We start from the raw sequence: 864 nt of genomic DNA on the forward strand, positions 1-864 counted from the left end.
AACTTCGTCAATGACTGCTTCTGGCATATTTCCTGGGAAGGTTTGTCCTCCTGGTTTCCAAAATCCTTCAAAAGCAGACTTTTCATTTCCACTTGGAATTCTTGGGTTTTTTATAGATTCTGGTGGAATTTCAATAGCTACAGGAGAAGAGCCTAAATCTCCTCTATGTAGGCCTAATATATCTTCCAACAATTCAGGATCTCCCTTAGTCACTTTAATCAGCGTTTCACCAGCTTCTTTGGGCATAACAAAGGCAACATGATCTTTTGGATTACCAATTGCACCATTATTATAACCACCTTCTTCAGGTGTAAATTTCTGAATTTTAATAGCACCATTTTTAAATAGTTGTCTATGTGCTTCTATATATTCAGGAGTGAGATAATCCTCAACATCTGGGCGAAGGATTCCTTTCTGAGAATCGGGCTTGATATCAAGTATTTCCTTCTTAGTATATGCACCTCTAATATACTTCACTTTAGGTGAGTCCTTAGAAATATTAAAAATTAATTCCCTTTCTTCAGGAGTTAATTTGTCAAAGACCTTCTCTAGATATCTTTCGCGAGTTGCAAAATCTTTAAACCCTGAACTCTTCCTTGCAAGCTTGCTTTCTTCTATATTTCTTAGAATTTGTTCTCTGTTATACTTCGGTACTTCGACATTTACCTTCACCTTCGGAAGTTCCCGACTAATTAATGGGGATTTGTTTAAGCCTTGTTGGAGTTTCTCCTTCGCCAGATATTGGTCAAAGTTACTGGATTCCCTCGCAAGTTTACTTTCTTCCAGATTCTTCAGAATCTACTCGCGGTTATACTTCGGTGCTTCGACCTCTACTTTCACCTTATTGAGACTAAACTTGCTGGC

At 38.0% G+C, this 864-nt stretch carries 1 protein-coding gene; it reads right to left on the bottom strand.

All coding sequences use genetic code 11. The features are described from left to right. A partial coding sequence (locus ADH52_RS11250; RefSeq protein ID WP_152903960.1) for a hypothetical protein occupies nucleotides 1-672 on the bottom strand: 672 nt, incomplete at its 3' end. Nucleotides 673-864 lie beyond the last annotated feature (192 nt).

This window comes from Streptococcus pseudopneumoniae (assembly GCF_001072665.1).
Classification (GTDB): Bacteria; Bacillota; Bacilli; order Lactobacillales; family Streptococcaceae; genus Streptococcus; species Streptococcus pseudopneumoniae_S.